The 17,773-nt window shown below is 67.3% G+C and carries 19 protein-coding genes and 2 tRNA genes; 12 read left to right on the plus strand and 9 right to left on the minus strand.

Annotation, left to right across the window (positions count from 1 at the left end; genetic code table 11):
- Positions 1 to 27: 27 nt before the first annotated feature.
- From MRBLWS13_RS12630 to rpmH, 5 genes are read right to left on the minus strand one after another with little or no spacing between them, the layout of a single operon-like run.
- On the minus strand, positions 28 to 546 hold the full coding sequence (locus tag MRBLWS13_RS12630) for a R3H domain-containing nucleic acid-binding protein (protein ID WP_349425710.1): 519 nt from the start codon (positions 544 to 546) through the stop codon (positions 28 to 30).
- 27 nt (positions 547 to 573) lie between these two features.
- On the minus strand, positions 574 to 1,719 hold the full coding sequence (gene yidC, locus MRBLWS13_RS12635; RefSeq protein ID WP_349425711.1) for a membrane protein insertase YidC: 1,146 nt from the start codon (positions 1,717 to 1,719) through the stop codon (positions 574 to 576).
- 8 nt (positions 1,720 to 1,727) lie between these two features.
- Positions 1,728 to 2,084: a membrane protein insertion efficiency factor YidD gene (gene yidD, locus MRBLWS13_RS12640; protein WP_349425712.1), complete on the minus strand. Its 357-nt coding sequence runs from the start codon at positions 2,082 to 2,084 to the stop codon at positions 1,728 to 1,730.
- Positions 2,081 to 2,416, minus strand: coding sequence for a ribonuclease P protein component (gene rnpA, locus MRBLWS13_RS12645; protein WP_349425713.1), 336 nt, complete (start codon positions 2,414 to 2,416; stop codon positions 2,081 to 2,083). The genes yidD and rnpA overlap by 4 nt, the downstream gene beginning before the upstream one ends.
- An 8-nt stretch (positions 2,417 to 2,424) precedes the next feature.
- The gene (gene rpmH / locus MRBLWS13_RS12650; RefSeq protein ID WP_055952712.1) at positions 2,425 to 2,562 is read right to left on the minus strand and encodes a 50S ribosomal protein L34; all 138 of its coding nucleotides are present in this window, start codon (positions 2,560 to 2,562) and stop codon (positions 2,425 to 2,427) included.
- A gap of 309 nt (positions 2,563 to 2,871) precedes the next feature.
- Between rpmH and dnaA the strand changes: the two genes are divergently transcribed.
- The 7 genes from dnaA (at position 2,872) to MRBLWS13_RS12685 (ending at position 13,007) form a co-directional block, all read left to right on the plus strand.
- Positions 2,872 to 4,305, plus strand: coding sequence for a chromosomal replication initiator protein DnaA (gene dnaA / locus MRBLWS13_RS12655; RefSeq protein WP_349425714.1), 1,434 nt, complete (start codon positions 2,872 to 2,874; stop codon positions 4,303 to 4,305).
- 478 nt (positions 4,306 to 4,783) lie between these two features.
- Positions 4,784 to 5,938 carry a DNA polymerase III subunit beta gene (gene dnaN / locus MRBLWS13_RS12660; protein ID WP_349425715.1) on the plus strand — a complete coding sequence of 385 codons (1,155 nt, stop codon included), beginning with the start codon at positions 4,784 to 4,786 and terminating at the stop codon, positions 5,936 to 5,938.
- Between the two features lie 40 nt (positions 5,939 to 5,978).
- Complete coding sequence (gene recF, locus MRBLWS13_RS12665; protein WP_349425716.1) at positions 5,979 to 7,190, plus strand: DNA replication/repair protein RecF; 1,212 nt, start codon at positions 5,979 to 5,981, stop codon at positions 7,188 to 7,190.
- Positions 7,183 to 7,749 carry a DciA family protein gene (locus MRBLWS13_RS12670; RefSeq protein WP_349425717.1) on the plus strand — a complete coding sequence of 189 codons (567 nt, stop codon included), beginning with the start codon at positions 7,183 to 7,185 and terminating at the stop codon, positions 7,747 to 7,749. Before recF ends, MRBLWS13_RS12670 begins: the two co-directional genes overlap by 8 nt.
- Before the next feature lie 121 nt (positions 7,750 to 7,870).
- A complete protein-coding gene (gene gyrB / locus MRBLWS13_RS12675) occupies positions 7,871 to 9,904 on the plus strand; it encodes a DNA topoisomerase (ATP-hydrolyzing) subunit B (RefSeq protein WP_349425718.1) in 2,034 nt (677 codons plus the stop codon).
- A 65-nt stretch (positions 9,905 to 9,969) separates the two neighbouring features.
- On the plus strand, positions 9,970 to 12,606 hold the full coding sequence (gyrA, locus tag MRBLWS13_RS12680; RefSeq protein WP_349425719.1) for a DNA gyrase subunit A: 2,637 nt from the start codon (positions 9,970 to 9,972) through the stop codon (positions 12,604 to 12,606).
- On the plus strand, positions 12,603 to 13,007 hold the full coding sequence (locus tag MRBLWS13_RS12685) for a DUF3566 domain-containing protein (protein WP_331906620.1): 405 nt from the start codon (positions 12,603 to 12,605) through the stop codon (positions 13,005 to 13,007). The genes gyrA and MRBLWS13_RS12685 overlap by 4 nt, the downstream gene beginning before the upstream one ends.
- A 67-nt stretch (positions 13,008 to 13,074) precedes the next feature.
- On the opposite strand, the gene MRBLWS13_RS12690 is transcribed toward MRBLWS13_RS12685, so the two are convergent.
- Entirely contained in the window at positions 13,075 to 13,788 is a 714-nt protein-coding gene (locus MRBLWS13_RS12690; protein ID WP_349425720.1) for a VIT family protein, read from the minus strand.
- A gap of 86 nt (positions 13,789 to 13,874) precedes the next feature.
- Between MRBLWS13_RS12690 and MRBLWS13_RS12695 the strand changes: the two genes are divergently transcribed.
- The 3 genes from MRBLWS13_RS12695 (at position 13,875) to MRBLWS13_RS12705 (ending at position 14,546) form a co-directional block, all read left to right on the plus strand.
- Positions 13,875 to 13,948: transfer RNA gene (locus tag MRBLWS13_RS12695), tRNA-Ile, on the plus strand.
- Positions 13,949 to 13,959: 11 nt separating this feature from the next.
- Positions 13,960 to 14,032: transfer RNA gene (locus tag MRBLWS13_RS12700), tRNA-Ala, on the plus strand.
- 76 nt (positions 14,033 to 14,108) lie between these two features.
- Positions 14,109 to 14,546 (plus strand): NUDIX hydrolase, encoded by a 438-nt coding sequence (locus MRBLWS13_RS12705; protein WP_349425721.1) that lies wholly within the window; start codon positions 14,109 to 14,111, stop codon positions 14,544 to 14,546.
- Between the two features lie 15 nt (positions 14,547 to 14,561).
- Here the strand turns inward: MRBLWS13_RS12705 and MRBLWS13_RS12710 are convergent, their stop codons facing one another.
- Both MRBLWS13_RS12710 and MRBLWS13_RS12715 read right to left on the minus strand, forming a co-directional pair.
- A complete protein-coding gene (locus MRBLWS13_RS12710) occupies positions 14,562 to 15,059 on the minus strand; it encodes a YbaK/EbsC family protein (protein ID WP_349425722.1) in 498 nt (165 codons plus the stop codon).
- Positions 15,052 to 15,624, minus strand: coding sequence for a DNA helicase (locus tag MRBLWS13_RS12715; RefSeq protein WP_349425723.1), 573 nt, complete (start codon positions 15,622 to 15,624; stop codon positions 15,052 to 15,054). The genes MRBLWS13_RS12710 and MRBLWS13_RS12715 overlap by 8 nt, the downstream gene beginning before the upstream one ends.
- Before the next feature lie 95 nt (positions 15,625 to 15,719).
- Here MRBLWS13_RS12715 and MRBLWS13_RS12720 point away from each other — a divergent pair, with 95 nt between their 5' ends.
- Together MRBLWS13_RS12720 and MRBLWS13_RS12725 are read left to right on the plus strand one after the other, a co-directional pair.
- Positions 15,720 to 16,292: a peptidylprolyl isomerase gene (locus MRBLWS13_RS12720; protein WP_349425724.1), complete on the plus strand. Its 573-nt coding sequence runs from the start codon at positions 15,720 to 15,722 to the stop codon at positions 16,290 to 16,292.
- 90 nt (positions 16,293 to 16,382) lie between these two features.
- Complete coding sequence (locus tag MRBLWS13_RS12725; RefSeq protein ID WP_349425725.1) at positions 16,383 to 17,276, plus strand: rhomboid family intramembrane serine protease; 894 nt, start codon at positions 16,383 to 16,385, stop codon at positions 17,274 to 17,276.
- Between the two features lie 206 nt (positions 17,277 to 17,482).
- Here the strand turns inward: MRBLWS13_RS12725 and MRBLWS13_RS12730 are convergent, their stop codons facing one another.
- Entirely contained in the window at positions 17,483 to 17,722 is a 240-nt protein-coding gene (locus MRBLWS13_RS12730; protein ID WP_045301992.1) for a cell division protein CrgA, read from the minus strand.
- Between the last annotated feature and the right edge of the window lie 51 nt (positions 17,723 to 17,773).

Here is a 17,773-nt window from a genome sequence, read left to right on the forward strand (position 1 = left end):
GCGGATGTTTCACGTGAAACGTGCGGCTCAGCCGCGACGGATCACGGTGTGACGGTCGGCGCCGTCGCCGTAGGACTCCGACACGAAGCCGCGCTCGGCGACGATGTCGTGGACGACCTTGCGCTCGTAGCTGGACATCGCGGGAAGAGAGGCCTGCGAGGCACCGTCGTCCAGTCGGGCGATCGCGCGGTCGACGAGCGCGGTGAGCTCGTCGCGGCGCGCATCGCGCGACCCGCCGACATCCAGGATCAGGCGGGAGAATCGGCCTGTGCGATTCTGCACCGCGATACGGGTCAGCTCTTGCAGCGCCTGCACCGTGTCGGTCGCGGCGATCAGGGCGACGGACCCGCCGGCGGGCGCTTCCACCGACACGTAGGCGCGGCCGGCACGGACGTCGAGGTCGAGGTCACCGTCGATGTCGGCGATGTCGAGCAGGCCTTCGATGAAGTCGGCGGCGACGTCGCCTTCCTCTTCGAGCTGCGCGACGGTGGCGGGAACTCGCTCCTCGCGCGTATCGACGGAAGCGTACTCAGGGGACGTGGTCATGGCATGATCCTCGTGTGTGACGTCGGGTCAGGAACTGGAGCCGGAGCCGGCTGAGCCGCTGGAGTCGGTTTCCGCAGCGGGCGCAGCGCCGGGCTTCGGGCCAGGCTTCTGCCCCTGCTTCTTGGCGCGCTGCTTGCTGACCGGCTGCTGGCGCTTGGGCGTTGCCGCCTTCGCCTTCTCGGCCTCTTCGTACAGACGACGCTGCTCCGCGAGGTACTTCTCCATTGGCACGACCTTGCCCGATGCGTCGAGCGCCTTGCCCTTGCGCGCCAGACGCTCCTCGCGGGCCTTGGCCGCGTCGGAACCGGGCGTCGGCATCTCGCGGATGACCAGGAACTGCTGGCCCATCGTCCACAGGTTCGACACGAACCAGTAGATGACGACGCCGAGCGGGAAGAAGACGCCCGAGAAGATGAAGCCCAGCGGCAGGACGTAGAGCATGATGCGCTGCATCTGGTACGCCTGGCCGGTCTTGGCCTCGGGGGAGAGGTTCTTCGAGATGATCTGAAGCTGCGTGAAGAACTGCGACGCGATCATCAGCACGACGAGAGTGATCAGGATGATGATCGCGGGGGTGTTGCCCGTGTTGAAGGCATCGATCAGCGTCTCGTGAAGCGACGCCACACCGAACAGCTTGGCGTTGTAGAACTCGGCGGTGAGCTCCGCGTTCAGCAGGCCGACGCCACCGATTCCGGCGTTGTAGTGCTTCGTGACGTCACTCAGCACGCTGTACAGCGCGAAGAATACGGGCATCTGCACGAGCAGTGGCAGACAGCTCGACACCGGAGTGGTGCCGTGCTTCTTGTACAGCGCCATCGTCTCGCGGCTCATGGCCTCGCGCGAGAGCTGGTCCTTCTTACCCTTGTACTTCTCCTGAACTTTCCGCAGTTCAGGAGCAATTTCCATCATCTTGCGCTGGCTCTTGATCTGGCGCACGAAGAGCGGGATGAGCGCCGATCGAACGACGATGACGAGGCCCACGATCGACAGCACCCAGGTGATGCCGTCCGCGGCCGGCAGGCCGATGGCCGTGAAGAACCAGTGCCAGAAGACGAGCACGGCCTCGACGGCCCACTTCAGAGGCCAGAGGATGATCCCGAAGAGATCGAACCCGCCGCCCGTCGGTGGGGGTGTTGGCGAAGGCGTCGAGGCCAGGGCTGACATGAGATCCATGTGGAGGATCAGTCCTTTCCGGTGGGGGCAGGCACGACGTACCCATGACGGGTCAGTTCGTGCCGGAAGTGCTTGTGGAGCGGCACGTCATCGACGCCGCCTACGGCCCACGGGTGGCATCGGGCGAGGCGCGCTGCGGTGAGCGCTGCGCCCTTCACGGCTCCGTGCTGCTGCACCGCGCCGACGGCGTACGCCGAACACGAGGGGTAGTACTTGCAGACATCGCCGTAGGTGTGGGAGATGGTGGCACGGTATCCGTGCAGCAACGCCAGAACGACGTTGCGGGGGAGCAGCGGAACGCTCCGGAGGGAATCGGATGCCGAGAACTCGGCCTCGCCGAGGGCGTAGCCGGGCAGGACGCTCATCGGGTCCTCCGCGCCAGGCACTTCTCGACGTCGCGGCGCAGATCGGCGAACGACGCGGATGCCGCGCTCGGCAGAGCGCGGATCACGATGTCATCGCCGGCAGCGACAATCTCGAGCGACTCGAAGCAGAGGGCTTTGAGTCGACGGCGGACGGTGTTGCGCACGACGGCGCCACCGACCTGCCTGCTGACGATGAAACCGAACCGCGCCGGACCATCGGTCACGGCGCGGTTCACGTATGTCACGGTGTGCGCTCCGGCACACCGACGGCCCCGACGGACGACGGCCTTGTACTCCGCTCCGCGGGTGAGTCGGTTCCGCCTCCCGAGCACCGCTCGGCTCAGGCCGAGAGCTCGGTGCGCCCCTTGGCGCGACGAGCCGAGAGGATGCCGCGGCCGGCGCGCGTGCGCATGCGGGCGCGGAAGCCGTGCTTCTTGGCGCGGCGGCGGTTGTTGGGCTGGAAGGTGCGCTTGCTCATGGGAACTACTTCCGATCAGGTGTCACCGGGACGCTCGAGACCGGGGACGTGTGTACAGGGGCGACTGCCACGAAGGCATAAGTCAACCGATTAAGGCTACGTCGTGTCGCCTCATAACTCAAACCGAGCGCAGAACGTGTCATTATGCACCGAGGACGCATTCGACCCTGGCACCGACACGCAGGGCGGATCTACAGTGGAGTTTGCTCACGCGACGCCCGCTGACTAGCGTGGCTCCGGCAGTTATCCACAGGCCTGGACCGACGTTTCCGCGGCTTCCGGTGGAAACATCGACAACCCGGGGGGGCCATGACACCGCACGAAGTTCCAGACGTTCCGGTCTGGACGGCCGTACTGGACGAACTCGTGCGCGACGATCGCATCACCCCGCAGCTCCACGGCTTCATCAGCCTGGCCGTTCCGCAGGGTGTCATGGGGGGAACGCTGTACCTCGACGTTCCCAACGATCTGACCGCTGCGCAGTTCACCAAGCGCATGCGCGCGCCGATCCTCGAGGCTCTCACGCGGGTCGTGCAGGACGGGCAGAACCCGGCGTCGACGTTCCGTGTCGTCGTCAATCCGGATCTGGCAGACGCGCATCTCACCGCGCCGATCCCGATCCAGTCGACCACGCAGGTCATCCCGTCGGCGCCGCCCATCGGGCGCCCGCATCTCGACGAGCCGGCGGACACGGCATCCGTCTCGCGCAGCGACACCCGCCTCAACCCGAAGTACACGTTCGACAACTTCGTCATCGGCCAGTCCAACCGATTCGCCCACGCGGCGGCCGTCGCGGTCGCCGAGGCGCCGGCGAAGGCGTACAACCCGCTGTTCATCTACGGCGACTCCGGGCTCGGCAAGACCCACCTCCTCCACGCCATCGGCGACTACGCGCTCAGCCTGTACGCCGGCATCCGCGTGCGGTACGTGTCGAGCGAGGAATTCACGAACGACTTCATCAACTCGATCGCCAACAACCGGGGTTCGGCATTCCAGGCGCGGTATCGGGATGTCGACATCCTGCTGATCGATGACATCCAGTTCCTGCAGGGGCGCGCCGAGACGCAGGAGGCGTTCTTCCACACGTTCAACCAGCTGCACGACCACGACAAGCAGGTCGTGATCACCAGCGACGTGCCGCCGAAGCACCTGACGGGCTTCGAGGACCGCATGCGCAGCCGGTTCGAATGGGGCCTCATCACCGATGTGCAGGCGCCCGACCTCGAGACGCGCATCGCGATCCTGCGCAAGAAGGCGCAGTCCGAGCGCCTCCACATCCCCGACGAGGTGATGGAGTATATCGCGACCGTCGTGTCGTCGAACATCCGCGAACTCGAGGGCGCTCTCATCCGCGTCTCGGCGTTCGCGAGCCTCAACCGCTCGACTCTCGACATGTCGCTCGCGCAGACCGTGCTGCGCGACATCGTCGATCAGGACGACGCCAACGTCATCTCGCCGACGGACATCATCACGGCCACGGCCGCCTACTTCAAGCTCACCGTCGACGACCTGTACGGCTCGAGCCGCTCGCAGTCCGTCGCAACGGCCCGCCAGATCGCCATGTACCTGTGTCGCGAGCGCACGAGCCTGTCACTGCCCAAGATCGGCCAGTTGTTCGGCAACCGCGACCACACCACCGTCATGTACGCGTACAAGAAGATCAGCGAGCTCATGAAGGAGCGCCGTTCGATCTACAACCAGGTGACGGAGATCACCGCTCAGCTCGGCCGCAACGGTCGCTGACGATCCGCTTACACCCCGCGATGGGTCCGTGCGTTCCGACGCGCGGGCCCATCTCTGCATATGCCCGAAGAAGTTCTTGACAGGTGCCGCGCACAGGGCCATGATTCCGGTTCTGCACAGTGTGGAAAACCTGTGGATAACTCTCCAAGCCTGCGGAAACCCCTGTGAGCGAGCGGGGGAAGCCTGTGGATGGATTGCGGATGCCGGGGCCGCGGCATCCGTCTTCCCGACGTCCCTCCGCAGCCGTTCCACAACTCACACTCTTGTGGTTTCCCTGTCCCGACTGGCAACACGCAAGTTGTCCACAGTTTCCACAGTCGTTAACACCATGACAAGAAATCTCTTTGATGAACCCGTCCGATCACCTTTGCGGTGGAGAGCTCCGAGCCGGACGGAGCCGGACTGGCAATCTCGGAGCCTGGCACTAGCATGAGAACCCCGAGCCCGTAGCCTGTGGGCCCGCTGCAGAGGAGCGTTCGTGAAGTTCCACGTCAATCGCGATGTGTTCAGCGAAGCCGTATCGTTCGTCGTCAAGCTTCTGCCGCAGCGCAATCCGCAGCCGATCCTCGCGGGCGTGCTGATCGAGGCATCCGCCGAGGGCCTCTCGCTCGCCGCGTTCGACTACGAGGCGTCGGCCCGCACCACCATCGACGCGACCGTCGACGACCCGGGCACGATCCTCGTCCACGGCCGGCTGCTCTCCGACATCGCCAGCCGTCTGCCGAACGCCCCGATCCAGATCGAGGTCGACGACGACGGCGGCATCCTGCTGACCTGCGGCTCCGCACGGTTCACCCTCGCATCGATGCCGGTGCAGGAGTATCCCGCGATCCCCGAGGTCACCGGCGACTCCGGCCTCGTTCCCTCCGAGGACTTCGCCACCGCGATCGCCCAGGTGGCGTTCGCCGCGTCGCGCGACGACGTGACCCCTGTTCTCACCGGCGTGCAGCTCGAGGTCTCGGGCACGAGCCTCAGCCTGGTCGCGACCGACCGCTACCGTGTTGCACTCCGCGAGATCCCGTGGGACGGCGGCGGCACCGCCGCCGACGAGTCGACGACGGCGCTCGTGCCGGCGCGCACCCTGACCGAGGTCGGCAAGACGTTCGCGCACGGCGGCGACATCTCCATCGCCTTCTCGGGCTCGGGCGATCGCGAGATCATCGCCTTCACCGCGGGCAACAAGACCGTGACGTCGCTGCTCATCAAGGGCAACTTCCCGCCCGTCCGGCGTCTCTTCCCCGCGCAGACCGAGCACCACGCGGTGGTCAACACGGCAGAGCTCGCCGAAGCGGTGCGCCGCGTGTCGCTGGTGCTCGACCGTTCCGCGCCGCTGCGGTTCACTTTCACGGCCGACAGCGTCTCGATGGACGCGTCGGGAACCGAGCAGGCGCGTGCGACCGAGTCGGTCGATGCGACGCTCCTCGGCGGCGACGAGGTGACCCTCGGCCTCAACCCGCAGTACCTGCTCGAGTCGCTCGGCGCGGTCAAGAGCGAGTTCGTGCGGATCACGTTCACCTCGAGCGAGAACGCGAACAAGCTCAGCCCGGTGCTGATCACCCCGCAGACCTCGGTCGATCGCGCCGGTTCGGAATCGTTCCGGTACCTGCTGCAGCCCAACCTGCTGCTGCGCTGACCAGCATCCCGGCGTCGGCGCCGATCACTAGGCTTGTCCGGTGATCGTGGAGCACCTGAGTCTGGTCGACTTCCGCAACTATGCGGCCGCCGACGTCGAGCTCGGGCCCGGGCCGAACGTCTTCGTCGGCCGCAACGGTCAGGGCAAGACGAATCTCGCCGAAGCGATCGCGTTCTTCGCGACACTGGGGTCGCATCGCGTCTCGAATGACGCTCCGATGGTGCGTGACGGAGCGGATGCCGCGATCATCCGCGCCCGGTTGGCGCACGGCGACCGTCGTGTGCAGCTCGAGGTCCAGGTCAACCGGCAGGGCTCCAACAAGGCGCGGGTCAACGGTGCGTCGGTGAAGCCGACCGAGTTGCCCCGGTACGCGCAGGTGGTGCTGTTCGCGCCCGAGGATCTGCAGATCGTCCGCGGCGATCCGTCGGCGCGCCGGCGTTTCGCCGATCAGCTGCTGGTGCAGCGCGCTCCGCGCATGGCCGGAGTGCTCGCGGACTACGACCGTGTGCTCAAGCAGCGCACCGCGCTGCTGAAATCGGCGAAGGCGCGGGGCATCCGGGGCGACGCGCTGTCGACGCTCGACGTCTGGGACGACAAGCTCATCTCGCTCGGCACGCAGCTCATCGCCGCCCGACTCGCGCTCGCGACCGATCTCGCGACGCCCCTCGCCGCTGCGTACACCGCGATCGCCGGGGCCGACCATGACCCGCAGATCGAGTGGGCGCTCTCGGTCGCCGGCGCGGCGAGCGATGAGGACGGCGACGCCGGCTCCGGATCGGCCGTGTCAGCGTCCGCGGCGCCCGGCGAGCCCGCGGATTCCTCCGCCGACCGCATCGCGGATCTCTTCCGCCAGGCGCTGGCGGCGAAGCGAACGTCCGAGCTGGAACGAGGGCTGACGCTGGTGGGTCCGCATCGCGATGACCTGCTGCTGCGCATCCGCGGACTTCCGGTGAAGGGCTATGCCTCGCACGGCGAGTCCTGGTCCGTTGCTCTTTCGCTGCGCCTCGCGTCGGCGGAGCTGCTGCGTGCCGACTCACGCCTCGGCGACCCGGTGCTCATCCTGGACGACGTGTTCGCCGAGCTCGACACCGACCGCCGGTCCCGTCTCGCCCAGCTGGCCGCCGGCTACGAGCAGGTGGTCGTGACCGCCGCGGTGGAGGGCGACGTGCCGGAGGGGCTCCGGGCCCGCATGGTCCGGGTGGAGGCCGGGCGCATCCTCGACCCCGCGGACGCGGAGGCGGCGGATGCCTGATCCTTCGGCCGGCCCGGGCGCCGAGCCCCAGAAGTCGCCGGATGCCGTCAGCGGCCCCGGTGCCGGGGGCGTCCCCGACCGCACGGACGTGCCCGAGACCATCGCGACGTACCTGCGGCTGCGTGGACTCGAGCCCTCGGCGCGGTCGTTCCGCAAGCGCCGCCGCCGCACCGTCGACGACGAGAACATTCCCTTCGCTCCCGGGCGCGACCCCCGCGGCGTGGGTGACGTCATCGCGGACCTCACCCGCGAGGCCGGGTGGAATGGCCAGCTCGCCCGTGAAGACGTCGTCCGCGCGTGGGCCGAGGTCGCCGGCGAGGACACCGCACGGCACACCCGCCCTGTCGCGTTCTCGGAGGGGTCGCTGACGGTGCAGGCGGACTCCACGGCCTGGGCGAAACAGCTCCAGCTGATGCGCGCGCACATCCTCTCGGAGATCGTCCGCCGCTTCCCCGAGGCGAAGGTCGACTCGGTCCGCTTCATCGGGCCCGACGTCCCCTCCTGGAAATGGGGTCCCAGAACGATTCCAGGCCGCGGTCCGCGCGATACCTACGGATAAGCCACGTTCGGAGTCATCCGAGCATCTTTCATCCCCTTACAGGGGCGTAGAGCGCTGTGATCGGGCCGTTACCCGATAGACTGTCAGGGCCCCCATCGAAGGATTTGGAGCCCTCGCGAAGATGACGTCTGACACCCCCGATAACGTTTCCGAGGAACCCGAAACGCCCGACAAGGCTCCCAACGCGTACGGGGCAGACGACATCCAGGTCCTGGAAGGTCTCGAAGCGGTGCGAAAGCGCCCGGGCATGTACATCGGCTCGACCGGTGAGCGCGGCCTGCACCATCTGGTCTACGAGATCGTCGACAACTCCGTCGATGAGGCACTGGCCGGCTACTGCGACACCATCAACGTCACGATCCTGCCCGACGGCGGCATCCGCTGCGTCGACAACGGCCGCGGCATCCCGGTCGGCATCCACCGCACCGAGGGCAGGTCGACGGTCGAGGTGGTGCTCACGGTGCTGCACGCCGGCGGCAAGTTCGGCGGCGGCGGGTATGCCGTCTCGGGCGGTCTGCACGGCGTCGGCTCGTCGGTCGTCAACGCGCTCTCGACGCGCCTCGAGGTCGAGGTCAAGCGCGAAGGGTACGTGTGGCGGCAGTCCTACCGCGACGGCGGGCAGCCGCAGGCGCCCCTCGCGAAGGGCCAGCCCACCGAAGAGACCGGCACGGTCATCGAGTTCTGGCCCGACGACACGATCTTCGAGTCGGTGCACTACGACTACGACACGCTGCGCACCCGGTTCCAGCAGACGGCCTTCCTGAACAAGGGACTGCGCATCACGCTGTCCGACGAGCGTCCCGGGTCGGCGTACGTCACCGACGCCGAGGGCGGCGGGTCCGAGGAGCGCCAGCCCTACGACGACTTCTACTACGAGCGCGGTCTCGTCGACTACGTGGAGTACCTCAACAAGGTGCGGCACGCCGATGTCGTCAACGACGAGATCATCGAGATCGAGTCGGAAGACACCACGCGCCACATCTCTCTCGAGCTCGCCATGCAGTGGACCACGAGCTACACCGAGAACGTCTTCACCTTCGCGAACACGATCAACACGCATGAGGGCGGCACGCACGAAGAAGGCTTCCGCGCGGCGCTGACGACCCTGGTCAACAAGTACGCGCGCGACAAGAACCTCCTCAAGGAGAAGGACGACAACCTCACCGGCGACGACATCCGCGAGGGACTCACGGCCGTCATCTCGGTGAAGCTGTCCGAGCCGCAGTTCGAGGGTCAGACCAAGACGAAGCTCGGCAACACCGAGGCGAAGTCGTTCGTGCAGAAGGTCGTGGGCGACCAGCTCGGCGACTGGCTCGAGCGCAACCCGGTGCAGGCCAAGCGCGTCATCACGAAGGCGATCGACGCGGCCACCGCGCGCATGGCGGCACGCAAGGCGCGCGAGACCGCGCGTCGCAAGAGCGTCTTCGAGTCGGCTGCGATGCCCGACAAGCTCAAGGACTGCACCAGCAAGGATCCCTCGATCAGCGAGATCTTCCTCGTGGAGGGCGACTCGGCCGGCGGTTCCGCGGTATCGGGGCGCGACCCGCACACCCAGGCGATCCTGGCCCTGCGCGGCAAGATCCTCAACGTCGAGCGCGCACGCCTCGACAAGGCGCTGGCCAACAAAGAGGTCCAGGCGATGATCCAGGCCTTCGGCACGGGCATCGGCGAGGACTTCGACATCGACAAGGCCCGCTATCACAAGATCGTGCTGATGGCGGATGCCGATGTCGACGGCCAGCACATCACCACGCTGCTGCTCACCCTGCTGTTCCGCTACATGCGCGGGCTCATCGAGGCCGGCTTCGTCTACCTCGCGATGCCCCCTCTGTACCGGCTGAAGTGGACCAACTCGGCGCACGAGTACGTGTACTCCGACAAGGAGCGCGACGCGCTGCTCGAGGACGGGCTCGCAGGCGGCAAGCGGATCCCCAAGGACTCCGGCATCCAGCGGTACAAGGGCCTCGGCGAGATGAACGCCAAGGAACTGTGGGAGACCACGATGGACCACACGACCCGGACGCTGCGTCAGGTCACCATCGACGACGCGGCCGCCGCCGACGAGATCTTCTCCGTCCTGATGGGCGAGGACGTCGAGTCCCGCCGCACGTTCATCCAGCGCAACGCCAAGGACGTCCGCTTCCTCGACATCTGACCGGGCACAGGCCCGGTCATTGAGCGAGCACAGCGAGACGAAACGCACAGACACGAAAGAAGCCCATGGCTGAAGACGAACGCCCCGAGCCTGAGCACGAGCACGGCCGCATCGACCAGGTCGATCTGCAGCTCGAGATGCAGCGCAGCTATCTCGACTACGCGATGGCCGTCATCATCGGCCGCGCACTCCCCGATGTTCGCGATGGCCTGAAGCCGGTGCACCGCCGCGTGATCTACGGCATGTACGACGGCGGGTTCCGCCCCGACAAGTCCTTCTCGAAGTGCGCCCGCGTCGTCGGCGAGGTCATGGGCCAGTACCACCCGCACGGCGACACGGCGATCTACGACGCCCTCGTCCGTCTGGTGCAGCCGTGGTCGCTGCGATACCCGCTGGCGCAGGGGCAGGGCAACTTCGGCTCGCCCGGCAACATGGGCGCCGCCGCCCCGCGGTACACCGAGACGAAGATGGCTCAGCTCGCGCTCGAGATGGTGCGCGACATCGAGGAAGAGACCGTCGACTTCCAGGACAACTACGACGGGCAGACACAGGAGCCGTCGGTTCTGCCGGCGCGTTTCCCGAACCTGCTGGTCAACGGCTCCGTCGGCATCGCCGTCGGCATGGCGACCAACATCCCGCCGCACAACCTGCGTGAGGTCTCCGCTGGCGCACTGTGGGCGCTGGAGCACCCGGACGCCTCGCGCGAGGAGCTGCTCGAGGCGCTCATGGAGCGCATCCCCGGTCCGGACTTCCCGACCGGCGCGCAGATCCTCGGCACGAAGGGCATCCGCGAGGCGTACCGCACCGGCCGCGGGTCGATCACGATGCGCGCCGTCGTCGCGATCGAGGAGATCCAGGGGCGCACCTGCCTCGTCATCACCGAGCTGCCGTACCAGGTGAACCCCGACAACCTCGCGGTCAAGATCGGCGATCTCGCCCGCGACGGCAAGATCACCGGCATCGCCGACATCCGCGACGAGACCTCCGATCGCACCGGTCAGCGTCTCGTGGTGGTCCTCAAGCGGGATGCCGTCGCCAAGGTCGTGCTGAACAACCTGTACAAGCACACGCAGCTGCAGGAGAACTTCGGCGCGAACATGCTCGCGATCGTCGACAACGTGCCCCGCACGCTCGCCCTCGACGGCTTCATCGCGCTGTGGGTGGACCACCAGATCGACGTCATCGTCCGGCGCACCACCTACCGGCTGCGCAAGGCCGAGGAGCGCATGCACATCCTGCGCGGCTACCTCAAGGCGCTCGACGCGCTCGACGAGGTCATCGCGCTGATCCGCCGGTCGCCGACGGTGCAGGAGGCGAACGAGGGCCTCCAGAAGCTTCTCGACATCGACGACGTGCAGGCCGACGCGATCCTGCAGATGCAGTTGCGCCGCCTGGCCGCGCTCGAACGCCAGAAGATCATCGACGAGGCCGCCGAGCTCGAGCGCCAGATCGCCGACTACCAGGACATCCTGGCCACCCCGCAGCGACAGCGCGACATCGTGCGCGAGGAGCTGACGGCGATCGTCGACAAGTTCGGCGACGAGCGTCGCACGCACATCCTCCACGGGTTCGACGGCGACATGTCGATGGAAGACCTCATCCCCGAAGAGGAGATGGTGATCTCCGTCACGCGCGACGGCTACATCAAGCGCACCCGCAGCGACAACTATCGCCAGCAGCACCGCGGCGGCAAGGGCGTCAAGGGCGCGCAGCTGCGCGCCGACGACGTGGTGGAGCACTTCTTCGTCACGACGACCCACCACTGGCTCCTGTTCTTCACGAACAAGGGCCGCGTGTACCGGTCCAAGGCGTACGAGGTGCCGGAGGCCGGCCGCGACGCCAAGGGACAGCACGTCGCCAACCTTCTGGCGCTCCAGCCCGACGAGGAGATCGCGCAGATACTCGACATCCGCGACTACTCGGTCGCCACCTACCTGGTGCTGGCCACACGCAACGGCCTCGTCAAGAAGACCCGCCTGACCGAGTACGACACCAACCGCCAGGGCGGCATCATCGCCATCAAGCTGCGCGGTCAGGTGCCCGAGGAGGGCGACGACGACGAAGCAGGCCCCGACGACGAAGTCGTCAGCGCCCTGCTCGTGGACGAGGGCGACGACATCCTGCTCATCAGCCGGCACGGCATGTCGCTGCGCTTCTCGGCCACCGATTCGGCGCTGCGTCCGATGGGCCGTTCGACGTCGGGTGTGAAGGGGATGGACTTCCGCGCCGGCGACAGCCTGCTCTCGGCATCCGTCGCCACCGACGACGGCTATGTCTTCGTGGTGACCGAGGGCGGGTACGCCAAGCGCACCGCCGTGGACCAGTACCGCGTGCAGAACCGCGGCGGACTGGGCATCAAGGTAGCCAAACTCAGCGAGGATCGGGGCGATCTCGCGGGTGGTCTGATCGTCTCGGAGGACGACGAGGTCTTGGTGGTTCTTGCCAGCGGCAAGGTGGTACGCTCTGCCGTGGCCGAGGTCCCCGCCAAGGGTCGAGACACGATGGGTGTCGTGTTCGCCCGCTCCGGCGATGACGACCGCATCCTCGCAATCGCCCGAAACGGTGAACGCGGCCTTGCCGAAGAACCCGAGGACGCCGCCGACGGAGCCGAACAGGCACCGTCACCTGAGACCCCGTCATCAGAAGACACCGACGGGTCGGATGCCTCCCCCGAGACCCCCGAAGAGAGCACTGACGCATGAGCACGGTAGCCGACAAGCTCGCCAAGAAATCGAGTCACAAGACCAGCGCCAAGCAGGTGCGCCTGCGCCTGGTGTACGTGGACTTCTGGTCCGCGGTGAAGCTGTCCTTCCTCGCCGCGATCGCGATCGCGGTGGTGACCGTCGTCGCCTTCGTGATGGTCTTCCTGGTGGTGCAGACCACCGGCCTGATCGACAAGGCCGATGAGTTCTTCTCCAGCTTCTCGGACGGCAGCATCCTGCTGTCGGACTTCGTGAGCTTCCCGCAGGTGCTGGCCTTCTCGGCCGTCGTCGCGATCCTCAACCTCGTGGTCTTCACGGTGCTCGGCGCCGTGATCGCGGGCATCTACAACCTGGCTGTCAAGGTCACCGGCGGCCTGCTCGTCGGCTTCACCTCGAACTGACGCCCACGCGCCTGAGCGCCGGCATCCGCGGAGTCGATCTGCGGATGCCGGCGCTTCGTGTATGCGGTCAGACGACCGTCGTGCCGAGCAGCGTGCCGATGAGCCAGGTGACGACGAGCGCGAGCGCGCCGCCGATCACCAGACGTGTCGCCGCGCGCAGGCGCGGCGCACCGCCGAGGCTCGCCGACACCGTCCCCGTCGCCGCGAGGGCGAGCAGCACGGCGACGAAGGTGACGGGCACCCGCCACTCTGGGGGCGGGAGCAGGATCGCCAGCAGCGGCAGCAGTGCACCGAGGGTGAACGCGATCGCCGATGAGAGCGCCGCGTGCCAGGGATTGACCAGGTCCTCCTGGTCGATGTGCAGCTCCACCTCGAGGTGGGCCGACAGTGCGTCGTGCGCGGTGAGCTCGTGAGCGACCACGCGCGCCGTCGCCTCGGACAGGCCGCGGTCGCGATACAGCTGCGTCAGCTCCTCCAGCTCCTGATCCGGCATGTCGCGCAGCTCGCCGCGTTCTTTGGCGATCAGCGCGCGCTCCGAGTCGCGCTGACTGCTCACCGACACGTACTCGCCGAGTGCCATGGAGATCGCCCCGCCGACGAGCCCGGCGATGCCCGCGGTGAACAACGCGCCGGTGTCGGTGGTCGCGCCGGCGACGCCGACAACGAGCGCGGCGACCGACACGATGCCGTCGTTGGCACCCAGTACACCGGCACGCAGCCAGTTGAGTCTCTGCCCGAGTCCGGCGCCGTGGGGCTCGCCGGGATGAGAGGTCGCGGTCACGTGCCCAGTCAACCAGTCCGATTCGTGAAATCGAGCTTCGTCGGGTAAAGTCTTGGAGGTTGCGGGACGCAGTTCCGCAGACATTCGGGGCTATAGCTCAGGCGGTTAGAGCGCTTCACTGATAATGAAGAGGTCCCAGGTTCAAGTCCTGGTAGCCCCACCGAAAGCCCCGGGGCCTTAGCTCAGTTGGTAGAGCGCCTGCTTTGCAAGCAGGATGTCAGGAGTTCGAATCTCCTAGGCTCCACAAAACACACGAAGCCGGTTCCCGCAAGGGGCCGGCTTCTTCGTTCTCTGGAAGTCTCGCGCGGATAGGGTGAAGCATGGACCTGCGTGTCGCGGCGTACGCGGTGATCATCGACGAACACGACCGCCTTCTGCTCGCCCACTGGAACGAGGGTCGCCGCGCCGCGTGGACGCTGCCCGGGGGCGGGCTCGAAGAGGGTGAGGATCCTGAGCGTGCGGCTCGCCGCGAGGTCAGGGAGGAGACGGGCTATCGCGTCACGATCGGTCCGCTGCTCGGCATCCACTCCCGTGTCATCCCACCCGGCCGCCGGTTGAAACCGGGCGCCGACCTGCCGCTGCACACGCTGCGGATCGTCTACCGCGCGCACGTCACCGGTGGCCGCCTGCGCCATGAGAAGAACGGCTCGACCGACCGCGCGGAGTGGTTCCCGCTCGCGGAGGTGAACGCACTGCAGCGCGTGAAGCTCGTCGACATCGCGCTCGAGATGGCGGCCGTCGAGCTGCCGCCCTCGTGAGCGTGGGCTCAGCCGTCAGTCGATCGGCTGCGTGATGTCGGCGACCGTCGCCCCGTAGGCGGCGATGAGGTCATCGGCGTCGACGAACATGCTGTAGCCGTGTGCGCCCGCGCCCATCGCGATGCGCTGGCCGACGATCTCGCTGTCGGCGTAGATCGGCCAGTCGTGGGTGCTGCCGAGGGGCACGATCGTCCCCCGCTCGTACCCGGTGGCGGCCAGCGCGCGTGCGGGATCCGGCAGCTGCAGCTTGTTCACGCCGACGACGGCCCGCAGCTTCGGCCACGAGATGGCCCGGTCACCCGGGACGAGCGCGAAGAGAAAGGTGTCGTCGCTGCGCTTGACCACGAGGGTCTTCACGATGCCGGACGCGGGGATGCCGAGGATCGCGGCCGCCTCGGGCAGGCTGTTCGCCGCCGGACGCTCGCGGATCTCGATCTCCAGACCGCGCGCGGAGGCCGCCGCGCGAACGCGGTCGACCCCCGTCAGTGCCTCGCCCGTGGCGGGCTCAGGCATCCGGAGCGCGCAGCGGGTCGTCCGCGACCCAGAGCTCGTCGTCGGCGCGGAGCGTCTGCCATGCGGCGTAGAGCACGCCGACCGCGGCTGCGACGCCGAGGATGATGGCGATCACGCCGCCGGCGCCCATCCCCTTCTTCTGCGGTGCGGACCGCTCGAGCTTGGCCGAGAGGTACCGGCTCGCCTCGCGAGCGTACTTGTCGGCCTTCTTGCCGTAGTTCTTCGAGTCGGGCAGTGCGAATCCACGGCCGCTGGCGAGCTGCGCGCGCGTGTCGTTCGCCGCATCCCAGACCGACAGCGCGGAGCCGACCACGGCGCCTGCCGCGGGGATCACCGTGCTGTTGACGACCTTCTTGCCCTTGTCGACGTACGGTGCGGCGTACTTGTCGTAACCGGCCTGCATCTGCGGCTTGACCTGTTCGCGGCCGAAGTGCCCGAGCTGGCGACTTGCTTCGCGTGCGACGGATGCGGCCTCACCGACCAGCACCTGCTGCGACTCCCACAGCTGGTTCGCCTGCTTCTGAAGCTTCTCGAGTTCCTTCTTGCGCTTGCGGCTGACGCTCACGGTTGCCCTCCCTGTCGTGGGGATGTCGTCTCCCCATCTTGCCAGACCCCCGCCGAGACGGGAGGGGTTGCAGTGAACTCTGAGACAATGTAGGAATGCCGCTTCATACAGCTGTCGCAACGATCCACACCAACTACGGCGACATCGTCGTCAACCTGTTCGGAGACCACGCCCCCCGCACCGTGCAGAACTTCGTCGGGCTCTCCGACGGGTCGCAGGCGTGGACGCACCCGGCGACCGGCAAGCCGGGCGAGGGCCCGCTGTACAAGGACGTCATCTTCCACCGCATCATCTCGGGCTTCATGATCCAGGGCGGCGACCCGCTCGGCCAGGGTGTGGGCGGACCGGGCTACAACTTCAACGACGAGATCAACGGCGAGCTCACCTTCACCGATCCGTACAAGCTCGCCATGGCGAACGCGGGCCTGCGCCGCAACGCGATCACCGGTCAGCCCGAGGGCACCAACGGCTCGCAGTTCTTCATCACCGTCCCCGGCCAGGGTGGCCGCGGACCGGAGTGGCTGCAGGGCAAGCACACGATCTTCGGCGAGGTCGCCGATGACGCCTCGAAGGCCGTCGTCGACACCATCGCCGAGGTTCCGACGGCCGCCGGCGACCGCCCGGTCGAGCCGGTCGTCATCGAGTCGATCGACATCGTCTCGGCCTGACGGTTCGCGCGCCGGGCGTGCAGCGGAACACCGCTGCGCGCCCGGGTCCGCCGCAGCCCTGACCCGACGAAACCCACAGACGGGGGCCGCGTGAGCACCGACGACTTCCAGCGCAACCGCGAGAACTTCTGCTACCGGCATCCGGATCGGCAGAGCTTCGTGCTCTGCCAGCGATGCCTGCGCACGATCTGCCCGGAGTGCCAGACCCCCGCCGCCGTCGGCGTGATCTGTCCCGAGTGCCTGCGCGACCAGCAGAAGTCGCAGTCGCCGGCGCAGCGCAAGGCCGAGCGCCGCTGGTCGCGTCCGCGCGCGGTGTCGGCGTCGTCGGGACAGCCGATCGTCACCTACACGATCATCGGCCTCACCGCCTTCGTGTACCTGCTGACACTCATCCCCGGCGGAGTCGGCGATGCGGTGCAGCAGACGCTGCTCTACTGGGCGCCGTTGATGTACCCCGACGTGACCGGTCGCTTCGAGCCGTGGCGTCTGCTCACCGGCGCACTCGTGCACGCGGGCATCTGGCATGTGGGCCTCAACATGCTCGCGCTCTGGATGATCGGCCGCAGCCTCGAACCGCTCCTCGGCCGGTGGCGGTTCCTCACCCTCTACGTGCTGAGCGCCATCGGCGGCTCGGTGGCGGTGACACTGCTCTCGTTCACGACGCCCGTCGTCGGGGCATCCGGCGCCATCTTCGGCCTGTTCGGGGCGCTGCTGGTGATCGGGCGCCACATCGGCGCGAACATCGCCGGCATCGCCGTCGTCCTCGGCATCAACCTCGTCATCGGGTTCATCCCCGGATTCAACGTATCGTGGCAGGCGCACGTCGGCGGCCTGCTGGTCGGCCTGCTGGTCGCGTTCATCTTCACGCGCACCCGCGCGGTGCGGCAGCGCGGCCTGCAGATCGGCCTGCTGGTCGCCGTCGGTGCCGGACTCGTGGCGCTCCTCTTCGTGCCGGTGGTCTTCCCCGGCGTGGTCCTCGCGTAAGGCTTCAGGCGCGCCGAGCCGGAGTTATCCACAGGCCCATCCACAGCCTGGGGAGAATGACACGGGTGTAATTCACAGGTGTTAACAGAGTTGTTAACAACTCAGGATGCGGGCCATCACGCGGGTTCTGCCGCCGAGATGACGGTATCCGCGCACGGAAAAGCCCCGGTCGCCATAGACCGGGGCTTCTCGCTCGCAGGAGCTCGCTATCGCCAGCGCGTCGTCATGAGGAAGCCGATGAAGGCGATACCGAAGCCGATCACCAGGTTCCATGCCCCGATGTCGGGGATCGGGAACGCCATGCCGCTCAGGTAGAAGACGAGGATCCAGACCAGACCGATGAGCATCAGTCCGATCATGATCGGCTTGAACCACACCGGGTTGGGTGCCGCCTCGCCTTCTGCGCGCTCGACGAGCGAGTCGTCGTCTTTGCCGGGTCGTGCCATGGGAAGAGTCTAACTGCCAGCCGACCCCAACACTTGCTGTGCGAGAATCCC

This window comes from Microbacterium sp. LWS13-1.2 (assembly GCF_040144835.1).
In the GTDB taxonomy this organism is placed as follows: Bacteria; Actinomycetota; Actinomycetes; order Actinomycetales; family Microbacteriaceae; genus Microbacterium.